Below are 22,953 nucleotides of genomic sequence, written 5' to 3'. Positions count from 1 at the left end.
CCTTTTTTTTAATCTTATAAATTTGCGAATTTTTCTAATTCATCAAGTTTTTCCCAAGGGTAATCACTTTGACCAACTTGTCCTCGTGAAGCTACATCTGCATAAAGGAAAGTCTCTTCACTTGGTTTATCTAATGCAAATTTATCAGTAATCCACTTTGGAGTTAAGGAAAAACTATCCATAACAAAAGCAGATAATTCATCATCATTTAATTTTGTGAATGTACCCATAGTATCAACTGAAACAGAAGTTGGACGTGCCACTCCAATTGCATATGATATTTGAACAACTGCTTTTAAAGCAAGTCCAGAAGCAACGATGTGTTTTGCAATCCAACGTGCTGCATAAAGTCCTGATCTATCAACTTTTGTATAATCTTTTGAACTTTGAGCTCCACCACCAATTGGTGAGTATCCTCCAAAAGAGTCAACAATAAGCTTTCTTCCTGTTAATCCACTATCATGTAAAGATGAATGACTTACATATCTTCCTGTTGGGTTAATATGAATAATTGTACTATCTTTATCATACATATTTGTTGGAAGTCCAGAATCATCAATTAAACCTTGAATTAATTCTCTAACATCTTTAATATCCATATCTTCAACTGAAGGTGCAGATACTACAATAGTGTGAATTTTTTGTGGTTTACAATTTTCAAAGTTTTCTTTTGTTCCATAATCAATTGTAACTTGTGTTTTAATATCAACACCTAATTTATGATTATGCTTTAATGCATAATTATAAACTTTATCACTTAACATTCGGGCATAAGAAATAGCTGCTGGCATATAATCAGCTGTTTCTGTTGATGCAAAACCAAACATAATACCTTGATCTCCAGCACCTATATCACCAGTTGTTTGATCAACACCTTGAGAAATATCTGGGCTTTGTTGGTTTAATAATACTTGAACATTTACATCATCTGGATGTAAACACTGCTCTTTTGTAAAGCTTGATTTTCCATCATAACCAATTTTTGCTAAGGCTGATTTAACTAAATCTTCATACTCTTTATCAGATAATTGGCAAGTTGATTTAACTTCTCCACCAATTATTACATTTTTTCCTGCTACAAAAACTTCAGATGCAACTCTGCTGTTTTTATCTTCAATAATTAACTTATCAACAATAGTATCCGCAATAATATCTGCACATTTATCAGGGTGACCTGGGCTTACTACTTCTGAAGTAAATAAATACTGTTTTTTGTTTTCCATGTTTGTTTTCCTTTGAGGTTTTCCATTTTTGTTTTCCATTATTTTTAATTACAATTTTGCTGCTAAAAAAATAACAAATACAACAGCAAGTTGAATTTATTCTACGGTAACTGACTTAGCCAAGTTTCTTGGCATATCAACATCGTTTCCTAACCTAACTGATATTTCCATTGATAATAACTGTAAAGCTATTAACATTTCAAAAAATTCTAACATATAATGATCAGTTTCGTTAATTTTAATAAAGTCATCACTTAAATCAAAGTCAAGTGGTGATATAGAACAAATTGTACTATCTCTAGCACTTAATTCTTCAACATTAGATTTTATTTTATCATAAAGTAAATTTTGTGGCATTAAAGCAATAGTGAACAATTCTGGATCAGCTAATGCAATAGGACCATGCTTCATTTCACCTGCAGGATAACCCTCTGCATGCAAATATGAAATTTCTTTAAGCTTTAAAGCTCCTTCTAAAGCAAGTGGGAAAAATACATCCCTACCTATAAAGAAGAAGCCATGACCATGAAGGTACCTTTTGGATAATCTTTTTGTTTTTTCATGCATTGAATCATCAATAATCAATGACTTCGGAACTTCTCTTAATGCATGAAGTTCACTTTGTAATTTATCACTTCCTAAAACATTTTTTGCTTTTCCAAAGTAAAGTGCTAACATCCATAAAACAACTGTTTGAGTTGTAAATGCTTTTGTAGATGCAACTCCTTTTTCAATTCCAGCACGTGTTAAAATAGTAGCATCTGCTGTTCTTGTCATTGAAGAGTTATCAACATTACAAATCACAAGAGATTTAAGTCCTGCAGCCTTTGCCATTTTTAAGGCTTCTAAAGTATCTGCTGTTTCACCACTTTGAGAAATTACAATAAAAAGAGTATCTTTTGTTAATAAAGGCTCTTTATATCTAAATTCACTTGCTATTTCAACATTACATTTAACTTTTGATAATCTTTCAAAAAGGTATGAAGCAGTAAGTCCTGAGTGATAAGAAGTTCCACAAGCACAAATTTTGATTTCGTTAATTCCTTTAATTAAAGACTTATCAATTTCATCAAATAAAATCTCATCATCACTTAAACGACCAAGCATACAATCAACAACAACATCAGATTGCTCATAAATTTCTTTTTCCATAAAGAATCTAAAACCATCTTTTTGTGCAAATTGTTTTGATGTTGGAAGTGTTGACCATGAGTAATTATCATTAAAAAACTCTATTCCTTGTGCAGTTGCAATTCCACCAACTCCATCTTCTAAATAAACTACATCATTAGCTAAACCAATTAAAGGAGCATCAGAAGAAGCAAATAAAACTTCATCATCTTCATTACCCTTCGCTACTATTAAAGGGCTTCCATGTTTAAAGAAAAATACTTTTGTAGGATCTGCTTTTGTAATTAGAAGAATAGAAAAAGCTCCCTCTAATCTTTCAATTGTACTATGAAAGGCTTTTGTTGTATCATTAAATTTATTATTATAATTTTCAAATAAATGAACAATAACTTCTGTATCAGTTTGAGATACAAATTTATGTCCAAGATTACTTAATTCTTCTTTTAATTCTTTATAATTTTCAATAATTCCATTGTGAACTACATATGAATATTCACCTAAGTGTGGATGTGCGTTTAGTTCAGTTGGTTGACCATGAGTTGCCCATCTTGTATGACCAATTCCTAATTCATATTTTTTTGAAGAACTATCATTAACTTTCTCTTCTAAATTATGTAATTTACCTAAGGCTTTAAATACATCAATTTTATCATCACCTAAAACAGCAATTCCAGCAGAGTCATAGCCTCTGTATTCAAGCTCTTTTAAACCATCTAATAAAATCTTTGTAGTATCGTTTTTACCTATATAACCAACTATTCCACACATATAGTAACACCTTTTAGTAAAATTTTAATCAAGGATTATACTTAAGTCTTACTAAATAATTGCTTTGTTTATAAAAATATTATTTTCTTTATTTTAGATATTTAAATTTTTGATTAACTCTTCATGAATAAATCCATTACTTGCTACAATATATTTATTTTCAAATAGTACATATTCATTTCCATCAAGATTAGATACTTTTCCTCCAGCTTCTTGTAAAATGATTAACCCAGCACTAACATCCCATGCTTTTAAATTCATTTCATAGTATCCCTCATAAACACCACGTGCTACTAAACATAAATCAAGAGAAGCTGCTCCTAAACGTCTAATATCTTGGCATCTTGGTAAAATGTATTTTATTTTTTTAATCACATCATTCAAGTCATCTTCGCAAGTCCCAGAGCTATAAGGGAAACCAGTTGAAAGTAGTGCTTTTTGAAAATCTTTTTCATCTGAAGTTTCTATTTTTTCTCCATTACAATATGCACCCTCTCCTACAACTGCTGTGTAAAGTTCATCTAAAATTGGATTATAAACAATTCCAATATAAGGTTTTTTATTTACATATACCCCAACTGAAATTGCTGTGTGAGGTAATTTATTTACAAAGTTAGTTGTTCCATCTATTGGATCTACTATTATTGAGTTTGAAAATGTTTTATTTGTATTATCTGATTCTTCTGCAATTACATTAAAATCACTAAACTCTTTGGCAAAACTCTCTTTTAAAAAGTTTTCAACTGCGACATCATATTTTGTTACTAAATCTTTTTTTGCTTTAAAAGTTACATCTTTTTTAGAAAAATATCCATCTTTTAATATCTCCCCTGCTTCTTTTATAATCTCTATTAATTTTTCTTTCATCTAAAATCCATTTTTGTTTTATTTTAGCAAAGGATATTTATATTAGCTTTAACTAAGCAAAAATAAAAATTATTTGTTTAGATTTTTATTATCAAACATAAGTATATTAAAGATATAATAAGCCATGTTAAAACTTATAAAGGATATTAAAAAGTTACTTTTTAACTTTTTAAAAGAATAATAATGAAAAAAGAACTCACAATAAAAGATTTAATTGATTCAAAAACAAGAACTTTACTTTATATATCATCTTTATTTACAATATTATTTTTTAAGTATTATATCTTGGATATTTGCAGGAGTTTGTGCTTTTTTATTACACTTTTTTTTATATCCTGACTTTCCAGTTGCTAGTCATTTACGAATATTTTTAAGTTACCTAATACTTGGAGCTGCAGTTTTAGCTCAGCTTGAATATATTTTATTTGAAATAAGATATAAAAAAATCTCTAATAATACAAACTATACTTTTTTTAATAAAAAAATATCAAGAAGAATAATTGAAACTTTTTTAATCTTTACAATTGCACCAATTACTACTTTATTACTTATAATCTTAAGATATAACACTGAGGGTATTATTGGGACTCAAGTTACGATTGATATGATGTATATTGGTGCTTTAATGATTTTTATAGCTATTGTTTTAGCAGTAACTTTTGGAAATATTCTAAAAAATGATACAAAAAAAATAATTGAGAATATCAATATAGTAAAATCTGGTAAATATAATACTCAAACAATCAATAGACCAGATGAACTAGGTGAAATATCTTTTGCTATTAAAGATATGTCTAAATCTATAAAAGAGGGAATAGAGCAGATTGAACAGTTGCATGGTGAAATAACTAATACTCAAAAAGAAATCATTTATACAATGGGTGAAATTGCTGAAACTAGAAGTAAAGAGACAGGAAACCATGTAAAAAGAGTTGCAGAATATTCCTATTTACTTGCAATTAAATTTGGACTATCTGAAGAAGAAGCAAGTATTTTAAAACTAGCTTCTCCTATGCATGATATTGGAAAAGTTGGAATCCCTGATAATATTTTAAATAAACCTAGGAAATTAACTTACGAAGAGTTTGAAATAATGAAAACTCATGCCAAACTTGGATTTGAAATGTTAAGACACTCAAAGAAACCAATTTTACAAGCTGCAGCAATTGTATCTAGAGAACATCATGAAAAATATGATGGAACAGGATATCCTAGAGGACTTAAAGATAAGGATATTCATATCTTTGCAAGAATTACAGCTGTTGCAGATGTATTTGATGCATTAGGAAGTCATAGAGTTTATAAAAAAGCTTGGAATGATGAAAAGATTTTTAAACTATTCAAAGAAGAAAAAGGGAAGCACTTTGATCCAGTAATAATTGAACTATTTTTTGAAAATATTTCAGAAATAAATAAAATTAGAGATATATTTAAAGACGTGTAAAAAACCTTTTAATTATTCTTTTTAATTTTTTTGGAGATAATAACTTATGAAAGTATTAATATTTGATTTAAAAACTCATGAAAATGACATATTTGATATAGTTTCAAATTATCTTAATAATATTTATATTTATAAAACAAATGATAAGAATATGTTTTTAAAAGAACTTAAGGAAAATAAATATAACTTATTAATTATTGATGTAAATACACCTGTGGGGGATTATATTTTTGAGGAAGCTACAAAAATAAATAAAAAATACAATATTTTAGTAATTAGCGATAAACTTACTTATAATAGTGGATTATCATGTCAAAACTGTTCTTTAAATCACAATAGAAAACTTTTATTAAAACCACTGAATGCAAAGGATTTAGTTAACTATATCCAAAATTATGACAAACTTTCTTGCCATTATTCACTTGCTATAAGCAATATATTTGATATATTAGAAGATGTACTTAAACAATTTATTCATTATTCATATAATAAAGAAGAATCAAAAATACAATTAATCACTGATGCTAGTAATACAAAAGAGTTAATATCAATTATTGATTTACTAAATATTAATAAGATTAAATATGTTATTGAAAATGATGATATACTTATAAATTAATATTTTTAAATAAAAGATAAACACCCCTTAAAAAAAGAGGTGTTCAAAAGAGAATGTAAATTACATTCCCATACCAGGCATACCGCCCATTCCACCCATATCAGGCATAGCAGGAGCAGAAGCAGAATCAGCTTTTACATCTGTTACCGTAGCTTCCGTTGTTAATAAAAGTGAAGCAACTGAAACAGCATTTTGCATAGCAACTCTTTCAACTTTTGCAGGATCAACAATTCCAGCTTCGAACATATCAACATATTTTCCAGTTGCAGCATTAAATCCTAAGTTTTCATTTTCAGATTTTTCAACTTCGTTTGCTACAACACCAGCATCATAACCAGCATTAATTGCAATTTGTTTTAAAGGTGCTTTAATAGCTCTTAAAACGATAGCAGCTCCAATAGCTTCATCACCTTCAAGTTCTAATGTAACTTTTGCAGCAGCTCTAATTAATGCAGCACCACCACCAATTACAATACCTTCTTCAACAGCAGCACGAGTAGCTGATAATGCATCATCAACTCTATCTTTTTTCTCTTTCATTTCAGTTTCTGAAGCAGCTCCAACTTTAATAACTGCAACACCACCTGAAAGTTTTGCTAATCTTTCTTGTAATTTTTCTTTATCATATTCTGAAGTAGTACTTTCCATTTCAGCTTTGATTTGATTAACTCTACCTTGAACAGCATCAGCTTCACCAGCACCATTTACAATAGTAGTATTATCTTTATCAATTACAACTCTAGCTGCAGTTCCTAGAACTTCCATACCAGTTGATTCTAGCTTCATTCCCATTTCTTCAGAAACAACTGTTCCAGAAGTTAAAACAGCAATATCTTCTAACATAGCTTTTCTTCTATCACCAAAACCTGGAGCTTTAACAGCTGCAATATTTAAAGAACCTCTTAATCTATTTACAACTAATGTAGAAAGTGCTTCACCTTCAACATCTTCAGAGATAATTAATAAAGGTCTTCCTGTTTGATTAACTGCTTCTAAAATTGGTAACATTTCTTTTAAGTTTGAAATCTTTTTCTCACATAAAAGAATAAATGGATTTTCCATTTCAGTAGTCATTTTTTCAGTATTTGTTACAAAATATGGAGATAAATATCCTCTATCAAATTGCATACCCTCAACTACATCTAACTCATCTGAAATACCTTTAGCTTCTTCAACAGTGATAACACCATCTTTTCCAACTTTATCCATAGCTTCTGCAATCATCGCTCCAATTGCAGTATCAGAGTTAGCTGAAATTGTTGCAACTTGTTCAATCTCTTTTTTATCAGCAACAACTTTTGAAGAGGCTTTAAGTTCAACTAAAATAGCTTCAGTTGCTTTATCCATACCTCTTTTTAAGATAATTGGATTTGCTCCTGCAGTTACGTTTCTTAAACCTTCTTTGAATACTGAATGAGCTAAAACTGTTGCAGTTGTAGTTCCATCACCAGCTTCATCAGCAGTTTTAGAAGCAACTTCTTTTACAAGTTGTGCTCCCATATTTTCTAATGTATCTTCTAATTCAATCTCACGTGCTACAGAAACACCATCTTTTGTAATTGTAGGAGCTCCAAAAGCTTTTTGTAATAATACATTTCGTCCTCTAGGACCCATTGTAACTTTTACAGCATCTGCTAATTTTTCTACACCTGTAAATAATCTATTTCTTGCATCATCACTAAATCTAACTTCTTTTGCCATCTTACATAACTCCTATAATATTTTCTTGTTCTAACACTAAATAATCTACACCATCAAGTGTAAACTCTGTTCCTCTAAATTGTTCAAAAACAATTGTATCACCTACATTAATTTCTGTAACTTCTCCACCGATTGCTTTTACTTCTGCTGTATTTGGTTTTTCTTTAGCTGAATCAACTAAAATAATTCCACTTGCAGTTTTACTCTCTACTTCAGTTCTTTGTACTAGAACTCTTTTTCCTAATGGTTTGAAATTCATGTTAATCCTTTTATTAAGTTTTATAATATTTTTTTATAATTTTAAATTTAGCACTCTAAATTTTTGAGTGCTAAATTTTATATAATTTTTGTTTAATTGTCAAGTAGTTTGAGTTAATTTGACTAAGAGTTTGTTTTTATATAAAAGATTTTACTATTTATGTCTATTTATATACTTTAAAAGTAACTCTTCTAGTGATAGTTTTAGTTTTTTATCAAGTGTATTTAAAGTCTCTTCACATTTTAATGATAATTCATCAGCAGCTTTAATAGCTCCATTTAACCCTAATAAATTTACAAATGAATTTTTAGCTTCATCATTTTGTGTAGTTTTACCTGCTTCTTCTTCACTTTGAGTTTCATCAATAATATCATCTTGAATTTGAAATAACAGACCTAAGTCAATACCAAAGTTAAATAGTTTTTCTTGAGTTTCTAAATCATATTCAGAAATAATTGCACCCATTTTAAGTGATGCTGCTATTAATTTTGCAGTTTTATGTATATGCAAATACTCTAATTGAGAAAGTTCAAGTTTTTGATTTTCAAAATAACAATCAATTGCTTGACCAATTATCATTCCATTAATTCCACCATTAGAAGATAAACACTTAATTAACTCAATTTTTACATCATTTGATAAAGATGCATTTGATATTTGATTAAAAGCTTCTGTATTTAAAGCATCACCAACTAAAATAGCTGTAACTTCATCATATTTCTTATGTAAAGTTTCAAATCCACGTCTTAAATCTGCATTATCCATTGAGGGTAAATCATCATGTATTAGTGAATAAGTATGAAGCATTTCAAGGCCTAGAGCAACTGGCATTGAATTTTTTATAAGTAAGCTTTTATTTGATTTAATTACTGAAAGTAAAAGCATTGGACGAAATCTTTTTCCTCCAGCTTTTAACATATCCCCTAAAGCATCTTCAAAAAAGGGATGAAAAGTTTTTAAACTTGGAAGATTATTTAATAAATAATCCTCAAATTCATTTAGTAAGTTTTTCATTTGACTATTTTTGTCCAAAAGAACCTAGTCCACCCATCATATTCATAGCCATTGCTTTTTGATTTGCTTCAGTTTGTTTAATAATATCATTCATACATGAAATTAATAAAATTTGTAAAGAGTCTTTATCTTCAAGTAAAGAATCATCAAGTTTCAAATCAATTACTTCTGAGTTCCCATTTACAGAAATTTCAACCATACCACCACCAGCTTTTGATGTGAATATTTTTGAAGCATTCTCTTCTTTAGCATTAGCAGCCATATCTTGAAATTGACCCATCATATCATTTAAGTTTAGATTTTTTAAATCAATTCCTTCAAACATGATCACTTCCTACTAATTCATTTGTAACCATATCAATATTATTCTCATCATCAACAATTACAACAATTGGCTTATAATTTTCTAACTCAGCTTCTGAATATGAGGCATAAGAAATTACAATAATTTTATCACCAATTTCTACTTTTCGTGCAGCTGCTCCATTAAGACACATGTCTTTACTTCCAGCTTTACCTTTAATAACATAAGTAGCAAATCTTTCACCATTATTTACATTAACAATTTCAACTTTTTGACCAACTCTTAAACTTGAAGCTTTCATCAAGTCTTCATCAATTGTGATTGATCCAATGTAGTTTAAATTAGCATCTGTAACAGTAGCTCTATGAATTTTACTATATAGCATATCAAATGTCATATAATTTAGTCCTCTTTAACTTTGTAATTTTACAGCGTCACCCCAGTACTGCTCAGGCATTAAATACTCAGCAACAGGGTTTCCACCTAATATATGTTCTTCAATAATTTTATCTATTTTTTCCTTAGATAACTGACAATACATATGATGTCCAGGCTCAATTAACATAACTGGTCCCATTTGACATCTACCTAAACAAGAAGTTCTAATAACTTGTACAGGTCCCATTAATCCCTTTTTCATTAAAGATTGTGCAGCATGATTAAATAAATCTCTTGTATCTGGCGTTACACATGATGGCTTTGGCATACCTGGAGGGGATGCTTGTTCACACTTAAATACATAAAACGTTGGTTGCGGGATTGAAGGCATTGCCATTGTCTAGTCCTTTTATAAATAAAATTTGTATAATTTTAGTGAATTTTAACACTTTTTTATTAAAACCTCATAAAAATTGCTATTTTATTTTTTTTTAAATCTAAAATAATATACTATTTTCTTAAAATCTCAAAATTAAAGGCTATATATGAAAAAAATACTTTTCATTCTTTGTTCATTCATGTTACTTTTAGAAGCATCAAATCCAATTGCTGTTTTTAAAACAACGCAAGGAGAAATCGTAATTGAGCTAAGACCAGATTTAGCTCCTAAAGCTGTTGAAAACTTTGTAACTCATTCAAAAAATGGTTATTATAATGGATTAATTTTCCATAGAGTTATTAGAGGATTCATGTTACAAAGTGGAGATCCAACAGGTACTGGAAGAGCTGGAGAATCAATCTGGAAGAAAGACTTTGAAGATGAATTTTCATCAAAAGCGTTATTTGATAAACCAGGTATTTTAGCAATGGCTAATAGAGGTAGAAATACAAATGGTAGTCAGTTTTTCATTACTACTGTTCCAACATATTGGTTAAATGGTAAGCACTCAATCTTTGGTTATGTTACTAATGGTATGGATGTAGTTAAAAAAATCGAAAATGTACCAACATCTGGAAGAAGTGGTGGAGATAAGCCATTAAGTGAGCAAAAAATATTAAGTATCACAATTAAATAAATCAAGTTAAACTTGATTTATTTATCCAAAAATTTTATTCATTGTCTCTTTTGTTGCATAAGTCATAATTTGTTTTTCTAAAGTTTCCACTCTATTTGATTCATTATTAGCTTTCTCTTTCCAATACTCTAGTTTTTGTACTAAAACATCATCTGTTTCAATAGATTCATATTTTTGAGTTAATTTTACGAACTTTTCATTAAGTTCATCAAGTTCTATTTGAGAGTTTACTTCAATCTGTTTTTTCTCTTTCTCAAATTTAGTTTTCATATCTTCTATTTTAATTTTTAAACGTTTAATATCTAAGCGTAAATCACTATTTTCTTTTATTAATTTTAATGAGGTACTATGTTTATCTGCATTTCTTCTATAAGAAGCTAATTCACTTTTTAGATTTCTATTTTCTAAAGAGTATTTCTCAGCTATATAAATATATTTGTCCGTATCTCTTTGAGCTTTAAAATATTCTTCATTAGCATCTTCTAGTTTCATTTTTAGATCATTTATTATGGTATGCTGTTCTGCATTCCCTTCTTTACTTCTGATAAAAATCTCACTTTTATCTTTCATTAAAGCTCGTTGCATTTCTCTTTTTTTAGCTAACTCTTCTGTAATATCTTTTTGAATAGATATAGCATCTTCAATTTCACCAGCATCATTTAAAATTGTAATCATTGAACAATCAGTAGTAAAAGTACCTTTTTCTTTTGTACTATTTTTTAAAGTTCCATGCCAAGATTTGTTATTTAAAACATCAGCATACATTTTTATATATAAGTCATTTGAAGATTCAGGATGTTTTAAAAACTTGAAATCTTGTCCTATTAATTCTTCTTTTGTATATCCGGAGATTTTACAACATAAGTCATTTACTTTTGTGATTTTCATATGAATATTTGTTTCAATAACAATATTATTTAAATCAGTAACTTCTTTATATTTTGATAACTCTTTATTTTTTTGTTCTATTAAGAAGTCTTGATATAAAACGGCAGCAATATCATTCATCAAAGATAAAAGTTGTCTTATATCAATAGGTTTGATAATATATTCGTGAATTTTTAATTTAATAGCTTCAGCTAAAAATTCATTATCAGAATGTGCAGTTGCAAATATTATTAGAACCTTTGGATCAACACCTCTTATGGCTTTTACCATATCAATTCCACTTAATTTAGGCATATTAATATCAGAAAGAATAATATCTATATTATCTTGATTATGAAGATAAATTTCTAAACCTTCTTTTCCATCTTCAGCAGTATAAACTTTTTCAAAAAAGTTTGATAAAAGTTGCGATAGTTCTGTTCTAATAACAGCATCATCTTCAACATATAATATACGTAATCGTTTTAGTAGTTTTTTATCTATTGGCATTTTCTATTTTATTTCCATACTTGTAATAAGATCAATAAATTTTATAAAATCAAAAGGTTTTAATAAATATTCACTAACGCCATGATTACTAGCTCTAGTAATATATTCACTTTCAGTATGTGCAGACATTATTATGATAGGAATTTGGATGTTTTGTTCTCTTATATTTTCTATCATATCTAAGCCATTCATTAATGGCATATTTATATCTGTAATAATAGCATCGATATCAGGATTGTTTTTTAGTATATCTAAGGCTTCTAATCCATTATTTGCAGTGAAAAAATTAGCCTGTAATTTTGTTAAGGCATCACTAATTATAGAAAGTAGGTCTTTTTCATCTTCAACAAAAAGAAGTTTTAAACCTCTTAATTTTTCTATTTTTTCATGCATAATTTTTCCAATAAATTTAGTCTTTTAACTCTTCTTTATCTACAACTCTTTCAATATCCATAATAACTAACATTTCATTATTATCTAATCTTACATAACCTTTTAAATATTTAGATGGTATTGCAGAACCCATTTCAGAAACAGGAGCTAGTGTACTAGTATCTAATCTTTGAACATCATCAACTAAATCAACAATAATCCCAACCATTCTTTTATCTTCAGTAATAACAGCAATTACAGATGTATTCTCATCGTAAGTGCCCTCACTTGTATTAAACTTTAATCTAATATCTAAAATTGGAACAACTTCACCTCTTAAGTTAATAAGACCCTTTACCCAATCAGATGTGTTTGGCAAAGGTGTAATATTATCTGGATAGGTTAATATTTCTCTAATTTTTGGTAACTCAATTGCATACTTCATAGCCCCTAGCTCAAACGTCATAAACTCGCTAGTATTAACATAATCAATTACTTTTTCTTCATTATCCATAAATATTCCTTTTCCTTAACTTCTTTTTAAATAGAAACTTGTTTTATTTTATCAATTCTAAACTTAAAGCTTATTGTTTTTTTAAATTATTTATTGTACACATAGCAATATACTTCGGACTTTGTAAAGATACTATATCTCCCACTTCTAAATTATTTAAAGAAGTTATTTTATTTTCTTTTGATATTTGAACAAATCCATTTTTATCTTTTTTATCAGGATGGTTAAGCTCATAATTACTTTTTAATAAATCAATATTATTTTGTAGTTTATTTAAATACTGAGAATAATTATTTTCAAAAGTTCTTTTTAACATCTCTAATTCATTTTGAGAATTTGATGCTTTTTGAGCTAAAGTTGATTTAAAAGATGATTTTAAAAGTTTTATTTCTGACTCAATAAATTCAAACTTTGTTTCAATTGAGTTTTGTTTAAATAGCTTCTTTAAATTTAATATATTTTGTTCTTTATTAAATAAAATTTGTTTTAATAAGTTATTAAACTCATTTGATAAAGAATCTAAATACATTCTATGTTCATTGATATCAGGTAGTGCAATTTCTATAGCATTTGATGGAGTTGCAGCTCTAATATCAGCTACAAAATCAGAAATTAAATAATCAACTTCATGTCCAACTGCAGAAATAATAGGAGTTCTTGCTTCATATATTGCATTTGCTACAATCTCTTCATTAAAAGCCCACAAATCCTCTATACTTCCACCACCACGTCCAGCAATAATAATATCACAAGATAAACTATCTGCATATTTTATAGAATTTGAAATATCGTAAGCAGCACCCTCTCCTTGAACTAAAGTAGGGATTAAAATAAACTCTACTAAAGGCCAACGATGTAATGCAACTTTTTTCATATCTTCAATAGCAGCACCTGTTGCAGATGTAACTAATGCGATTTTCTTTGGATATTTAGGAAGTGTTTTTTTTATATCAGGATTAAAGTATCCCTTTTGTTCTAATTTAGCTTTTAATTGCTCATATGCAAGGGCTAAAGCACCTTGACCTGCGGGTTGTATTTTATTACATAAAAGTTGATAATTACCTCTTGGAGCATATACTGTTATATTTCCAGTAATTACAATCTTTTGACCAACTTCTAGTTGAAACTTTAAATATTTAGTATTTCCTCTAAACATTACACAGGATATTGTAGAGTTTTGATCTTTTACTGAAAAATATATATGTCCAGAGTTATGATAAGTTAAATTTGAAACTTCACCCTCAACATAAACTTGTATAAATGTAGTTTCTAAAAGAGATTTTATTTGTGAGTTTAAAGTTGATACGCTAATTGGTGTATTCATAAAATCTCTTTATTATTTATATTTTTCTTGCAATAATTAGTGTAGAAATATTCATAGAAAATGCTTTTACATGAATTGGTTCTAATCCAGCAAGTTTTAACTCTTTACATAAATTATCTGTTGTTAAAAACTCATCTATTGAATCAGGTAAATATGTATAAGCTTCTTTATTTTTTGATATTAATCCACCTAATACAGGTAAAATTTTATTCATATAAAAATCAGTTAAATAGTCTAAAGGATTTGTTTTCTCATTTTTTGTAAATTCTGAAATTGCAACTAATCCATCTTTTTTTAAAACTCTTGCAAACTCATGAAAAGCTTCTTGTCTTTGAACTACGTTTCTAATTCCATAAGAAATAGAAATAATATCAGTACTATCATTTTCAAGAGGCATACAAGCAGCTCCAGCTTCAATAAATTCAACTTCAGGAAGTTTCTTTTTCCCTTCAGCCATCATCCCAACACTAGGATCAATACCAATTATATTTTCAATCTCAATACTATTTTCTGCTGCTATTTTTTTCCAATGTTGAATCATATCCCCAGTTCCACAAGCAACATCAACTATTTTTTCGATTTTTTCTTTTCCATAAAAATCAAAAGTTAAATTACAAGCTTTATTTCTCCATGACTTATCAATTCCCATTGAAAGAACTCTATTTGCAACATCATAAGTTCCTGCAATATCATTAAACATTGATACAATTTTTTCTTGTTTACCCATTATTAATAATCCTATTTTAAAATTTTATAATATATATTTCCCAATTAAAAGACCTAAAATAAAACCAATGTTAATAGCAACTGCTAAAAACATATATGACATTTTTTTATCTAATTGGGGTAGTTTTTCTAGAATTTCTTCTTGTTTATTCAAAGTTTTATCAAAATTTTCACTAGCTTTTCCAAAAGTTTTATATGAGTCATCTAAAACTTTTGTTGCATTTTTAAGTGCAATTTCTGAAAATTCCATTCTTTCAACAAGCTCTTTTGCTTGTTTAAAACTCATCTCACTCATTTTTTAATATCAATCCAAGTATCTAGATCACAGAAGATTTTATTTAAAACTGTAATTACATAATCTTTTGCATCTGTTTGAATTCTTCTAAAAAATAGATATTTTCTTGCGCTTTCAATATCACCTAACTCTTTTGCTTTAATTGCTTTTTGTGCAAAATCTGTATTGTTATAAGCCATTTCCCATACTGTTGAACCTAAATATCTACTCATTGTAATTACTTTATCATTCTTAACAGGAAAATATCTTGGATCTTTTACAAAATCACAAATTACTGAATTTGAATCAATATACTTATGACCAAAAAAGTTGATAAATTGCTCTTCAATATAATCAGGTTGCATTGAAATTGCTCTATTTAATGCAAACATTATATTTTCAGATGGATTATCTTCAATCTTTTTTATTTTCTTCATAGTTGCAATTGCATTTTTACCATCAAGCTCACCATCACCTAAAGGTATAATCCATTTAATATTATTAAAAGTTCCAACTTTTTTTATCTCATCTAAAACAAGTGATGATGTTTTATTTCCACCAACATCTATAATAACCTCATGATTATCATCCATTAAAATTAACTCATCTAACTCAGTTAACTTATTAGTACCTAACATTCTTTTATTTACAATTTCTGTTCTAGTAAATGACTTAGAGTCATTATTTTCATCATCAATTTCAATATAAGTGATTTTTTTGCCATGTTTTTTATAAAGATAAGGAGCTATAACTTGCATAGCAACCGTAGACTTCCCTACGCCACCTTTTGTTTGTGGAATAATAATCATATCAATTAACCTTTTGGATTACGTTTCATAAACTCGATAATTTTTCCATGAAATCTAGCATAAATTTTATTTAGTGAGATTTCATAATTATATAATTTGGCAATTTTATCGTAATTTTCATTAATTCCATATTCACACCATGCTTGTAATTCTTCATAAGTTTCAAACTCATATCCAAATCTTTTTAATAATCTATTAGTATAAGAATCAACAACCATATAGTCTTGCTTGCAAGAATAACAAAGAATTGCATCTGCAGTTTCAGGGCCAATTCCTTTTTGTTTTAAAAGCCAAGTTCTATCTACTTTTAAACAAAAGTTTTCAAAGCTATCAAACTCTTCTATTATATTTTTAGCTAAAGCAATTAATCTTACTGATTTTTGATTTTTAAAACCACTTGGAGTAATTGCAATAATAAGCTCTTCTAAATTAATTTTTGATAACTTTTCAAGTGAGTTAATATTCAATTTTTTTAAGTTTTCTAAAGATTTTTCTACATTTGTCCATTTAGTATTTTGAGTTAATATAGAACCTAATAATATTTCAAAGCTATTATCATTTGGCCACCAAAACTCATTTTTCTCATCAATTAAATTTTGTTCTTTTAAAAAACATAATAAATCATAAGAAGAATCAATACTAGTCAATCATAGCCTTTGTTATAATATGTTCAGGATTATTACATAGTTTTTTAATTTTAAAACTATTCGTTGCTTTTCCCTCTTTATTTATATCAGTAACCATTATTTGAAGAATTGTTTTACAAGAACTAGGAACTTCAAAATGTCCTCCAAGACCAGTAGTAACTTTTTGAATTGGAACTTTCTTATCCATTCCAATTACATTATCTCTACATCCAGTTAATCCAATATCAGTTAAATAAGCAGTATTATTAAAAATTTGTAAATCATCAGTTCCAACGTGAGTATGAGTTCCACATATCATACTTACTTCATTTTGAAGCATCATAAGCATAATTCTTTTTTCACTCGTAACTTCAGCGTGAAAATCAATAAAAATACTTTTTATTCCATCTTCAAGAAGTTGATTTACAAGTTTTCTTGCCCAGTTAAAAGGATTTTCAACTGTTGGCATTGTATATTGTCCCATTAAATTAATAACTGCTAGCTTTTCAATACCATCAGCTGTTTGAATATCACAAACTTTTAATCCACTTCCTATTAAACCAGGGGGATAATTATCAGGTCTTAAAACTGGTTTAGTTTCAAGTAAAACCATCATATCTCTTTTTTTATCAAAAGAGTGATTTCCTCCTGTAATTAAATCAATACCCATTTTAAGCAGTTCATCACAATTTTTTGTAGTTAATCCAAAACCATGACTTGCATTTTCACCATTTGCAATTACAAAATCAATATTATGTTCTTCTCTTATTTTTAATAAGTTTTCTTTTATTATCTTTCGTCCTGGACGACCTACAATATCACCAATAAATGCAATTCTCAAATGTATCCTTCAAGTTGTAAATATATTTTTGTGATTGTAGCAAGTGTAAGTTTAGGTATAACTTCAGTTTAAGTCATACCTTTAATTTTTTTTCTCAAAGATTAATTTACTTTTTTCCCATTAACTTCAATTTTCCCTTTTTTTATATCAAGTTCAAATACTACTTTATCATTTTTTTCAAGAGCATATAAAGAAACTATTTGTGCCATATTAGGATGAATAATAGAAGAAAAGTTTTTGTAATCATCTTCTAATATTTCCAATTTAGCTTTTAGATTTAACAAATTTAAAATTGAAAATTTATTAAATGTATTAATACTTAAATCATTTTTATCTAGCTTTGCATCAACTTTTAAATCTAAAGAATTTAGATCTATTTTTTTATTCTTTAAACCACGTAAACTTGTATCAATTCTTAGAGATAAACCATTATTAACTAATGTAGTTAATTCACTTACTATCTGTTTATTTGTAGCATCCATTTGTGTTCTTGCATCTTTAGAAGTTCTTGTATTAATACTAGTAGCATAAAAAACCTGATAAGCATTATTAAGTCTTTCAATATTTTCATAGTCTAAATTATTTAAATATACATCAATATCTAGATTATCTAAGGATGTCTCTATACTTTTATTTTTCAATTTAAAGTCAGATAATTTGAAATCTGAAGTAGAAATTCTAGAGTTTACAGAATAAACCTCATTAGAAACTAATCCTGAGGAGAGTAATTTTGTTTCTTTTAATTGTAAACTTCTATTATCATTAATTTTTATATTAATATTTTTTATTCCCAATTCACCATTATTAATAAATTGATTTTCATAATTCATATTATATTCTATATCCTTAATTAAAAAAACTACATTGTTTTTAGCATTAATAGAAATATTAATCTTATCAAGTTTTAAATCAGCAATAATTGCTTTATCATTTGAATTATTAATAAGTTTATGTCCTAAAATTTCAAATTTACCCTTAACTTCTTTACCAGATTTTGATGTAGTTTTTATATTTTCATCAATATCTTTTAATGATAAAGTTTTTACCTTAACTTCATTATCAAATAAGATAGTAAGAGCTAAGGATTCTTCCTCTAAAAATGACAGAATAAATTTTGAAGACTCTTTATCCTCTTTAATTTTAGACATAATCTCATCAGAAAACTTATCTAAATAAGTGTAAACTTCAATATCAGAAGAGGGATTAATATTTGAACTTTTAATATTTCCTTTAAAAACAATACCTTTTAAAAATTCATCAAATTTTTTACTGTCACTTTTTCTAAAATTGTTAATAAACACTTCATATACAGGATATTTTTCAAGTAAAATATCTGTTAAATATTCTTTAAATTTTACTTCATTTGTAATAGTAAGGGTAAAGTCTCTTACACTATTTAAATACCCTTGAGTATTATCTATAGATAAAAGTATTCCTTTATCATTTAATTCTAACTTCTGTGATTTGATTGTTGTATCAACTATATTTCTAATTCCAAGTGGAGCTAGGATAAATGCAATTAAAACAATTATTCCTAAAATAGCTTTTTTACTCATTTTATTCCTTTGTTAAATATTCTTTGCACAAATATTTGCTTGAGCAAATGCTATTTGAAAATTAAAGCCACCTAATTCACCTGTAATATTTAAGCACTCTCCAATAAAGTATAAACCTTTTTGTTTTAGACTCTCAAAGGTTTCATGATTAATTTCATCTGTATTTATTCCACCACGTGTAACTTCTGCCTTTGTATATCCAAAATTACCAGCAGGTGAAAATTCATAATATTTTAAAATAGATAATTTCTCTTTTTCATCTTTTTTTAAAGAAGAAATTGCCTTATCTTCTAAATCTATTGATTTTAAAAACTCTTCTGTAAATCTTTTTGCAAAAGGTAAGGCTGAAGATATTTTTTTATTACTTTTAAAAAAATCTTCCATTTTATTCTTAGGTAGAAAATCAATTGCCATTTTTCCTTTCTTCCAATATAAAGAAGAAGTAAGAATCACAGGACCTGAACATCCTTTATGTGCAAATAAAAATGAGCCCTCAAACTTCTTTCCATCAACAAAAGTATTTACATATGTTGAAACTCCAGATAAGTTCTTAAACCAAAACTGATCTTTTTGAACAGTAAAACCTACAAGTGCAGGTTCAAGTTTTTCAATTGTATGTCCAAACTTTAAAGCAGTATCAAAAGCAATTGAAGTAGCTCCTAATACTGGATATGATAAACCACCACTTGCAATTACAACTTTTTTTGATTCAATAACATTTCTAGAAGTTTTTATTTTATAAGTTTTATCAAACTCAATATCTAATACTTTTGTATCAAGATATTTTTTTATATGTGTGGTTAGTTTTAAAAACATATCAATCACATCTTGAGATGAATTACAAAAATAAGTTCCCTTAACTATTTTAGGATTTATTTTTGGATTTACTCCATTTGAATTTAGAAATTTTAATAAATCATCTTTTGAATATTTACACAATATTTCTTTTACAAAATCTCTATCACCAAGATAGTTTTTTGATGTAACTAGTTCATTTGTAATATTACATTTAGCTCCACCTGAAACTTTTATTTTAGAACCAACTTTTCCATTTGAATCAATTAAACAAATATTCTTATATTTTCTTTTATCTAACTTTGAGGCTAACATTAAAGCACTAGCACCCGCTCCTACTATTGCTATATCGTAGATGTATCATCCTTTTTACATATAAATCTATTAATTCCATCTTCATATTCATACTCTAATGAATAGTTGTTTGCTTTTAATATATTGTACACAATATATAAACCTAAACCAAAAGAGTCTTTAGCTTTATCTTCATTTGCAAAAAATGGTTCAAAATACTTTTCTAAATCATATTCTAATTTTTTTCCATTATTCTCAAATATAATATCTTCATTATCAGTTTTTACTGTAACTCTTTTGTCGTTTGAGTATTTAATAGCATTATCAATTAAATTTTTTGTTGCAATTGAAAATAATTTAAAATTAACATTTATCTTTTTATTATCATAAGAGCCTAGTACAATTTCATCTTCAAGCATTAATATATCTTTTGCATTATCAATTACATCATCTAAAAAATAAAACTTTTTTTCTATATTTTTACTTGAAGAGATTAACTCTTCAATTGATGCAAATTCATTAATTAAAAGTTCAAGTCTAGAAAAAACTGATTTTAATTTTTCATTATTTTCTTTATTTTGTTCTAATTGAGTTAAAAAATTCCCTTTTGCAATTGGAGTTTTAAGTTCATGCATTATATTTCTAATAAATACATTTCTAGCTTCTTTTAAACTTTTTAGTTTTAAAGCAGCTTTTTTAAACTCCATTCCTAATAATGAAACTTCATCTTTTGAATCACTATTACAACATTCAAAATCAAAATTTTCATCACCTAAAGTTTTTACTTTATCTTTTAATATTTTTAAAGGCATTAGCTTTCTAATAGTAATATAATACATTAATATTATAGTAATAATTACTATTGCAAAAACTAGTATTATATAAATATTAGTATTATTTTGAGTACTTGAATTATCTTTAACAAGTATAGTTTTACCTTTTTTCTTCATATATAAGTAGTTATTATCAGCTAATTCTAAAACTCTAAATAGAATTTTTGCTCGAGGATCTTTTCTTTCAATTAGAACTTTTGTTTGAGGATTATAAGTAATTGCATTTATTTTTTTCATATCCATAAATAAACTATAGTTTGAGTTTTCTAAACTTTTAGCAAATTCAATATTTAAACCACCTTTATGGTGTTTACGTAGAACTAATTTTATAATAGGTATATATTTTTGAAATAATTCTGCTTCTTTTACCTTATAATTTTCAGTCATTAGAATACCAAAACTAGCAATTACTAAAATAATTGATATTATAAAACTTACAGTAATAGTAAAAAATATTGATTGTCTATTCATTATGAAACTTATACCCCATTCCTCTGATTGTATGAAGATATTTAGGTTCTTTTGGATTATCTTCAATCTTTTGTCTAATTCTGTTTATAATCACAGCTAAAGAACCAGAACCTTCATAATCTTGATTTAATAAATCTGAATTATCAAAAATATCTTCACGTGATATTACAAAACCATCTCTTTTAATAAGCAGTGATAAAACTTCAAATTCTGCTGCTGTAAGTTTAACATATTTACTATTTTTTGTAATCTCTTTTTTCTCACAATCTAAAAGAAAAGCTTTATTTTTTATTTCATCTTGAACATTTGAGTGATTAAATCTTCGTAAAATTGTTTTTATTCTAATTTCTAATTCTCTAGGGTCATATGGTTTTGGTAAATAATCATCTGCTCCTAATTGCAAAGCAGTAACTTTATCAGTTATATCACTTCTAGCACTTGAAATTATTATAGGAATATCAAAATCTTTTACAATAGCTTTACAAACATCTAATCCATCCATTCCAGGAAGTGTTAAATCAAGTATAATTAAATCATAATTAGTTAGTTTTAAAGAGGAAAGAGCCAGAAATGGCTCTTCATAATTAGTTACTTCAATATTAAATTGCTTTAAATATTCTGTTAAGACAATTGCTAATTCAACATCATCTTCTATCATTGCAATCTTAATCAAATTAATCCTTTTTTTATTTAAATCTTTTTCCCATTTTTTCAGCTTCTATATCTATTAAAACTTTAAACTGTTCTTTTTGCTTTGTATCTAAAACTGAATAAACTTTCGCAATCATTTCTGCTTTAGATTTTATCATATTCTCTCTTTTTTCACTCATTCTTTTAATAAATTCATCTTTATTAAAACTATCTTTTGTAAATAATGTGTTCATAGATTTACGATTTTTTTTACTATTCATCATAATTTCTTTAACTTGTGCTCTTTGATCATCTGATAAATTTAAATCTTTTAATACTTTGAAAATTGGCATACCTTTTTTCATTTTCTTTGAAGACTTCATCATATGCTGTTTGCAATTGTTTTTAGAATTCATTTCACTATTTTTATGTTTATTCATTCCACAACTTGCATATACTGAGGTACTTAATAATCCTGTTAAAACTAAACCTGTTAATATTTTATTTGCTCTTTTCATTTTAAATCCTTTAATTTGTTGATAAAGAATTATGACATTAGTAGTTTAATGATATGTAAATTTAATATTAACGAAATATAACAATACGTATAATAATTGTGAAATAAAAAGAAATAGAATAAAAAGAGAAGTAGAGTAAGTATGAATAAAAGTAAAGAGTAAAAAAAAGGCTAAAAAAAAAGCTTAGCTTGAACAACTGAGAGTTGAAA

General features: G+C 27.0%; 25 protein-coding genes and 2 pseudogenes. 4 read left to right on the top strand and 23 right to left on the bottom strand.

All coding sequences use genetic code 11. The features are described from left to right. Positions 1-14: 14 nt before the first annotated feature. From metK to GBG18_RS07540, 3 genes are all read right to left on the bottom strand, one after another. A complete protein-coding gene (metK, locus tag GBG18_RS07550; protein ID WP_226896425.1) occupies positions 15-1,223 on the bottom strand; it encodes a methionine adenosyltransferase in 1,209 nt (402 codons plus the stop codon). Positions 1,224-1,319: 96 nt separating this feature from the next. Further along, positions 1,320-3,122, bottom strand: coding sequence for a glutamine--fructose-6-phosphate transaminase (isomerizing) (gene glmS / locus GBG18_RS07545; RefSeq protein ID WP_152189863.1), 1,803 nt, complete (start codon positions 3,120-3,122; stop codon positions 1,320-1,322). Between the two features lie 93 nt (positions 3,123-3,215). Further along, complete coding sequence (locus tag GBG18_RS07540; RefSeq protein WP_152189861.1) at positions 3,216-3,989, bottom strand: inositol monophosphatase family protein; 774 nt, start codon at positions 3,987-3,989, stop codon at positions 3,216-3,218. A gap of 214 nt (positions 3,990-4,203) precedes the next feature. Between GBG18_RS07540 and GBG18_RS15860 the strand changes: the two are divergent. The 3 genes and pseudogenes from GBG18_RS15860 to GBG18_RS07530 all read left to right on the top strand — a co-directional run. Then, a pseudogene (locus GBG18_RS15860) lies at positions 4,204-4,539 on the top strand (hypothetical protein); the annotation flags it as partial. A gap of 249 nt (positions 4,540-4,788) precedes the next feature. Beyond that, positions 4,789-5,433: pseudogene (locus GBG18_RS15825) on the top strand (HD-GYP domain-containing protein); the annotation flags it as partial. 46 nt (positions 5,434-5,479) lie between these two features. Continuing rightward, a complete protein-coding gene (locus tag GBG18_RS07530) occupies positions 5,480-6,052 on the top strand; it encodes a hypothetical protein (RefSeq protein ID WP_152189860.1) in 573 nt (190 codons plus the stop codon). A 60-nt stretch (positions 6,053-6,112) separates the two neighbouring features. Here GBG18_RS07530 and groL read toward each other — a convergent pair whose 3' ends face one another. The 6 genes from groL to GBG18_RS07500 form a co-directional block, all read right to left on the bottom strand. Continuing rightward, positions 6,113-7,753, bottom strand: a complete 1,641-nt coding sequence (gene groL / locus GBG18_RS07525) for a chaperonin GroEL (protein WP_152189858.1) — start codon at positions 7,751-7,753, stop codon at positions 6,113-6,115. A gap of 1 nt (position 7,754) precedes the next feature. Then, positions 7,755-8,012 (bottom strand): co-chaperone GroES, encoded by a 258-nt coding sequence (gene groES, locus GBG18_RS07520; protein ID WP_152189856.1) that lies wholly within the window; start codon positions 8,010-8,012, stop codon positions 7,755-7,757. Between the two features lie 153 nt (positions 8,013-8,165). After that, complete coding sequence (locus GBG18_RS07515; protein WP_152189854.1) at positions 8,166-9,026, bottom strand: polyprenyl synthetase family protein; 861 nt, start codon at positions 9,024-9,026, stop codon at positions 8,166-8,168. A gap of 4 nt (positions 9,027-9,030) precedes the next feature. Beyond that, entirely contained in the window at positions 9,031-9,351 is a 321-nt protein-coding gene (locus GBG18_RS07510; RefSeq protein ID WP_152189852.1) for a YbaB/EbfC family nucleoid-associated protein, read from the bottom strand. Beyond that, a complete protein-coding gene (panD, locus tag GBG18_RS07505) occupies positions 9,344-9,727 on the bottom strand; it encodes an aspartate 1-decarboxylase (protein ID WP_152189850.1) in 384 nt (127 codons plus the stop codon). The genes GBG18_RS07510 and panD overlap by 8 nt, the downstream gene beginning before the upstream one ends. 15 nt (positions 9,728-9,742) lie before the next feature. After that, on the bottom strand, positions 9,743-10,105 hold the full coding sequence (locus GBG18_RS07500) for a (2Fe-2S) ferredoxin domain-containing protein (protein WP_152189848.1): 363 nt from the start codon (positions 10,103-10,105) through the stop codon (positions 9,743-9,745). Positions 10,106-10,253: 148 nt separating this feature from the next. Between GBG18_RS07500 and GBG18_RS07495 the strand changes: the two genes are divergently transcribed. Beyond that, positions 10,254-10,784 (top strand): peptidylprolyl isomerase, encoded by a 531-nt coding sequence (locus GBG18_RS07495; protein ID WP_152189846.1) that lies wholly within the window; start codon positions 10,254-10,256, stop codon positions 10,782-10,784. A gap of 21 nt (positions 10,785-10,805) precedes the next feature. Here the strand turns inward: GBG18_RS07495 and GBG18_RS07490 are convergent, their stop codons facing one another. From GBG18_RS07490 to GBG18_RS07425, 14 genes are all read right to left on the bottom strand, one after another. After that, on the bottom strand, positions 10,806-12,161 hold the full coding sequence (locus GBG18_RS07490; RefSeq protein ID WP_152189844.1) for a response regulator: 1,356 nt from the start codon (positions 12,159-12,161) through the stop codon (positions 10,806-10,808). Positions 12,162-12,164: 3 nt separating this feature from the next. Beyond that, positions 12,165-12,554, bottom strand: a complete 390-nt coding sequence (locus GBG18_RS07485) for a response regulator (protein ID WP_152189842.1) — start codon at positions 12,552-12,554, stop codon at positions 12,165-12,167. 16 nt (positions 12,555-12,570) lie between these two features. Continuing rightward, entirely contained in the window at positions 12,571-13,047 is a 477-nt protein-coding gene (locus tag GBG18_RS07480; RefSeq protein ID WP_152189841.1) for a chemotaxis protein CheW, read from the bottom strand. 70 nt (positions 13,048-13,117) lie between these two features. Further along, complete coding sequence (gene xseA / locus GBG18_RS07475) at positions 13,118-14,371, bottom strand: exodeoxyribonuclease VII large subunit (protein WP_152189839.1); 1,254 nt, start codon at positions 14,369-14,371, stop codon at positions 13,118-13,120. 16 nt (positions 14,372-14,387) lie between these two features. Then, a complete protein-coding gene (ubiE, locus tag GBG18_RS07470; RefSeq protein WP_152189837.1) occupies positions 14,388-15,098 on the bottom strand; it encodes a bifunctional demethylmenaquinone methyltransferase/2-methoxy-6-polyprenyl-1,4-benzoquinol methylase UbiE in 711 nt (236 codons plus the stop codon). A 24-nt stretch (positions 15,099-15,122) separates the two neighbouring features. Then, complete coding sequence (locus tag GBG18_RS07465) at positions 15,123-15,383, bottom strand: hypothetical protein (RefSeq protein WP_226898694.1); 261 nt, start codon at positions 15,381-15,383, stop codon at positions 15,123-15,125. A gap of 5 nt (positions 15,384-15,388) precedes the next feature. Further along, positions 15,389-16,180, bottom strand: a complete 792-nt coding sequence (locus GBG18_RS07460) for a P-loop NTPase family protein (protein WP_152189834.1) — start codon at positions 16,178-16,180, stop codon at positions 15,389-15,391. Between the two features lie 5 nt (positions 16,181-16,185). After that, on the bottom strand, positions 16,186-16,827 hold the full coding sequence (locus GBG18_RS07455) for a 3-methyladenine DNA glycosylase (protein ID WP_152189832.1): 642 nt from the start codon (positions 16,825-16,827) through the stop codon (positions 16,186-16,188). After that, positions 16,820-17,647 (bottom strand): TIGR00282 family metallophosphoesterase, encoded by an 828-nt coding sequence (locus GBG18_RS07450; RefSeq protein WP_152189831.1) that lies wholly within the window; start codon positions 17,645-17,647, stop codon positions 16,820-16,822. Before GBG18_RS07450 ends, GBG18_RS07455 begins: the two co-directional genes overlap by 8 nt. A gap of 101 nt (positions 17,648-17,748) precedes the next feature. After that, a complete protein-coding gene (locus tag GBG18_RS07445; RefSeq protein ID WP_152189829.1) occupies positions 17,749-19,203 on the bottom strand; it encodes a YdgA family protein in 1,455 nt (484 codons plus the stop codon). 12 nt (positions 19,204-19,215) lie between these two features. Then, entirely contained in the window at positions 19,216-20,313 is a 1,098-nt protein-coding gene (locus GBG18_RS07440) for an aminoacetone oxidase family FAD-binding enzyme (RefSeq protein WP_152189827.1), read from the bottom strand. A 29-nt stretch (positions 20,314-20,342) separates the two neighbouring features. Next, positions 20,343-21,596, bottom strand: coding sequence for an ArsS family sensor histidine kinase (locus GBG18_RS07435; RefSeq protein ID WP_193311093.1), 1,254 nt, complete (start codon positions 21,594-21,596; stop codon positions 20,343-20,345). Then, the gene (locus tag GBG18_RS07430) at positions 21,589-22,269 is read right to left on the bottom strand and encodes a response regulator transcription factor (protein ID WP_152189825.1); all 681 of its coding nucleotides are present in this window, start codon (positions 22,267-22,269) and stop codon (positions 21,589-21,591) included. The genes GBG18_RS07435 and GBG18_RS07430 overlap by 8 nt, the downstream gene beginning before the upstream one ends. A gap of 13 nt (positions 22,270-22,282) precedes the next feature. Further along, positions 22,283-22,744 carry a Spy/CpxP family protein refolding chaperone gene (locus tag GBG18_RS07425; protein ID WP_152189823.1) on the bottom strand — a complete coding sequence of 154 codons (462 nt, stop codon included), beginning with the start codon at positions 22,742-22,744 and terminating at the stop codon, positions 22,283-22,285. Positions 22,745-22,953 lie beyond the last annotated feature (209 nt).

The sequence above is a fragment of the Poseidonibacter ostreae genome, assembly GCF_009208075.1.
In the GTDB taxonomy this organism is placed as follows: domain Bacteria; phylum Campylobacterota; class Campylobacteria; order Campylobacterales; family Arcobacteraceae; genus Poseidonibacter; species Poseidonibacter ostreae.
Note: the sequence above shows the minus strand (reverse complement) of the source record. Positions and strands in the feature narration are given on the sequence as shown.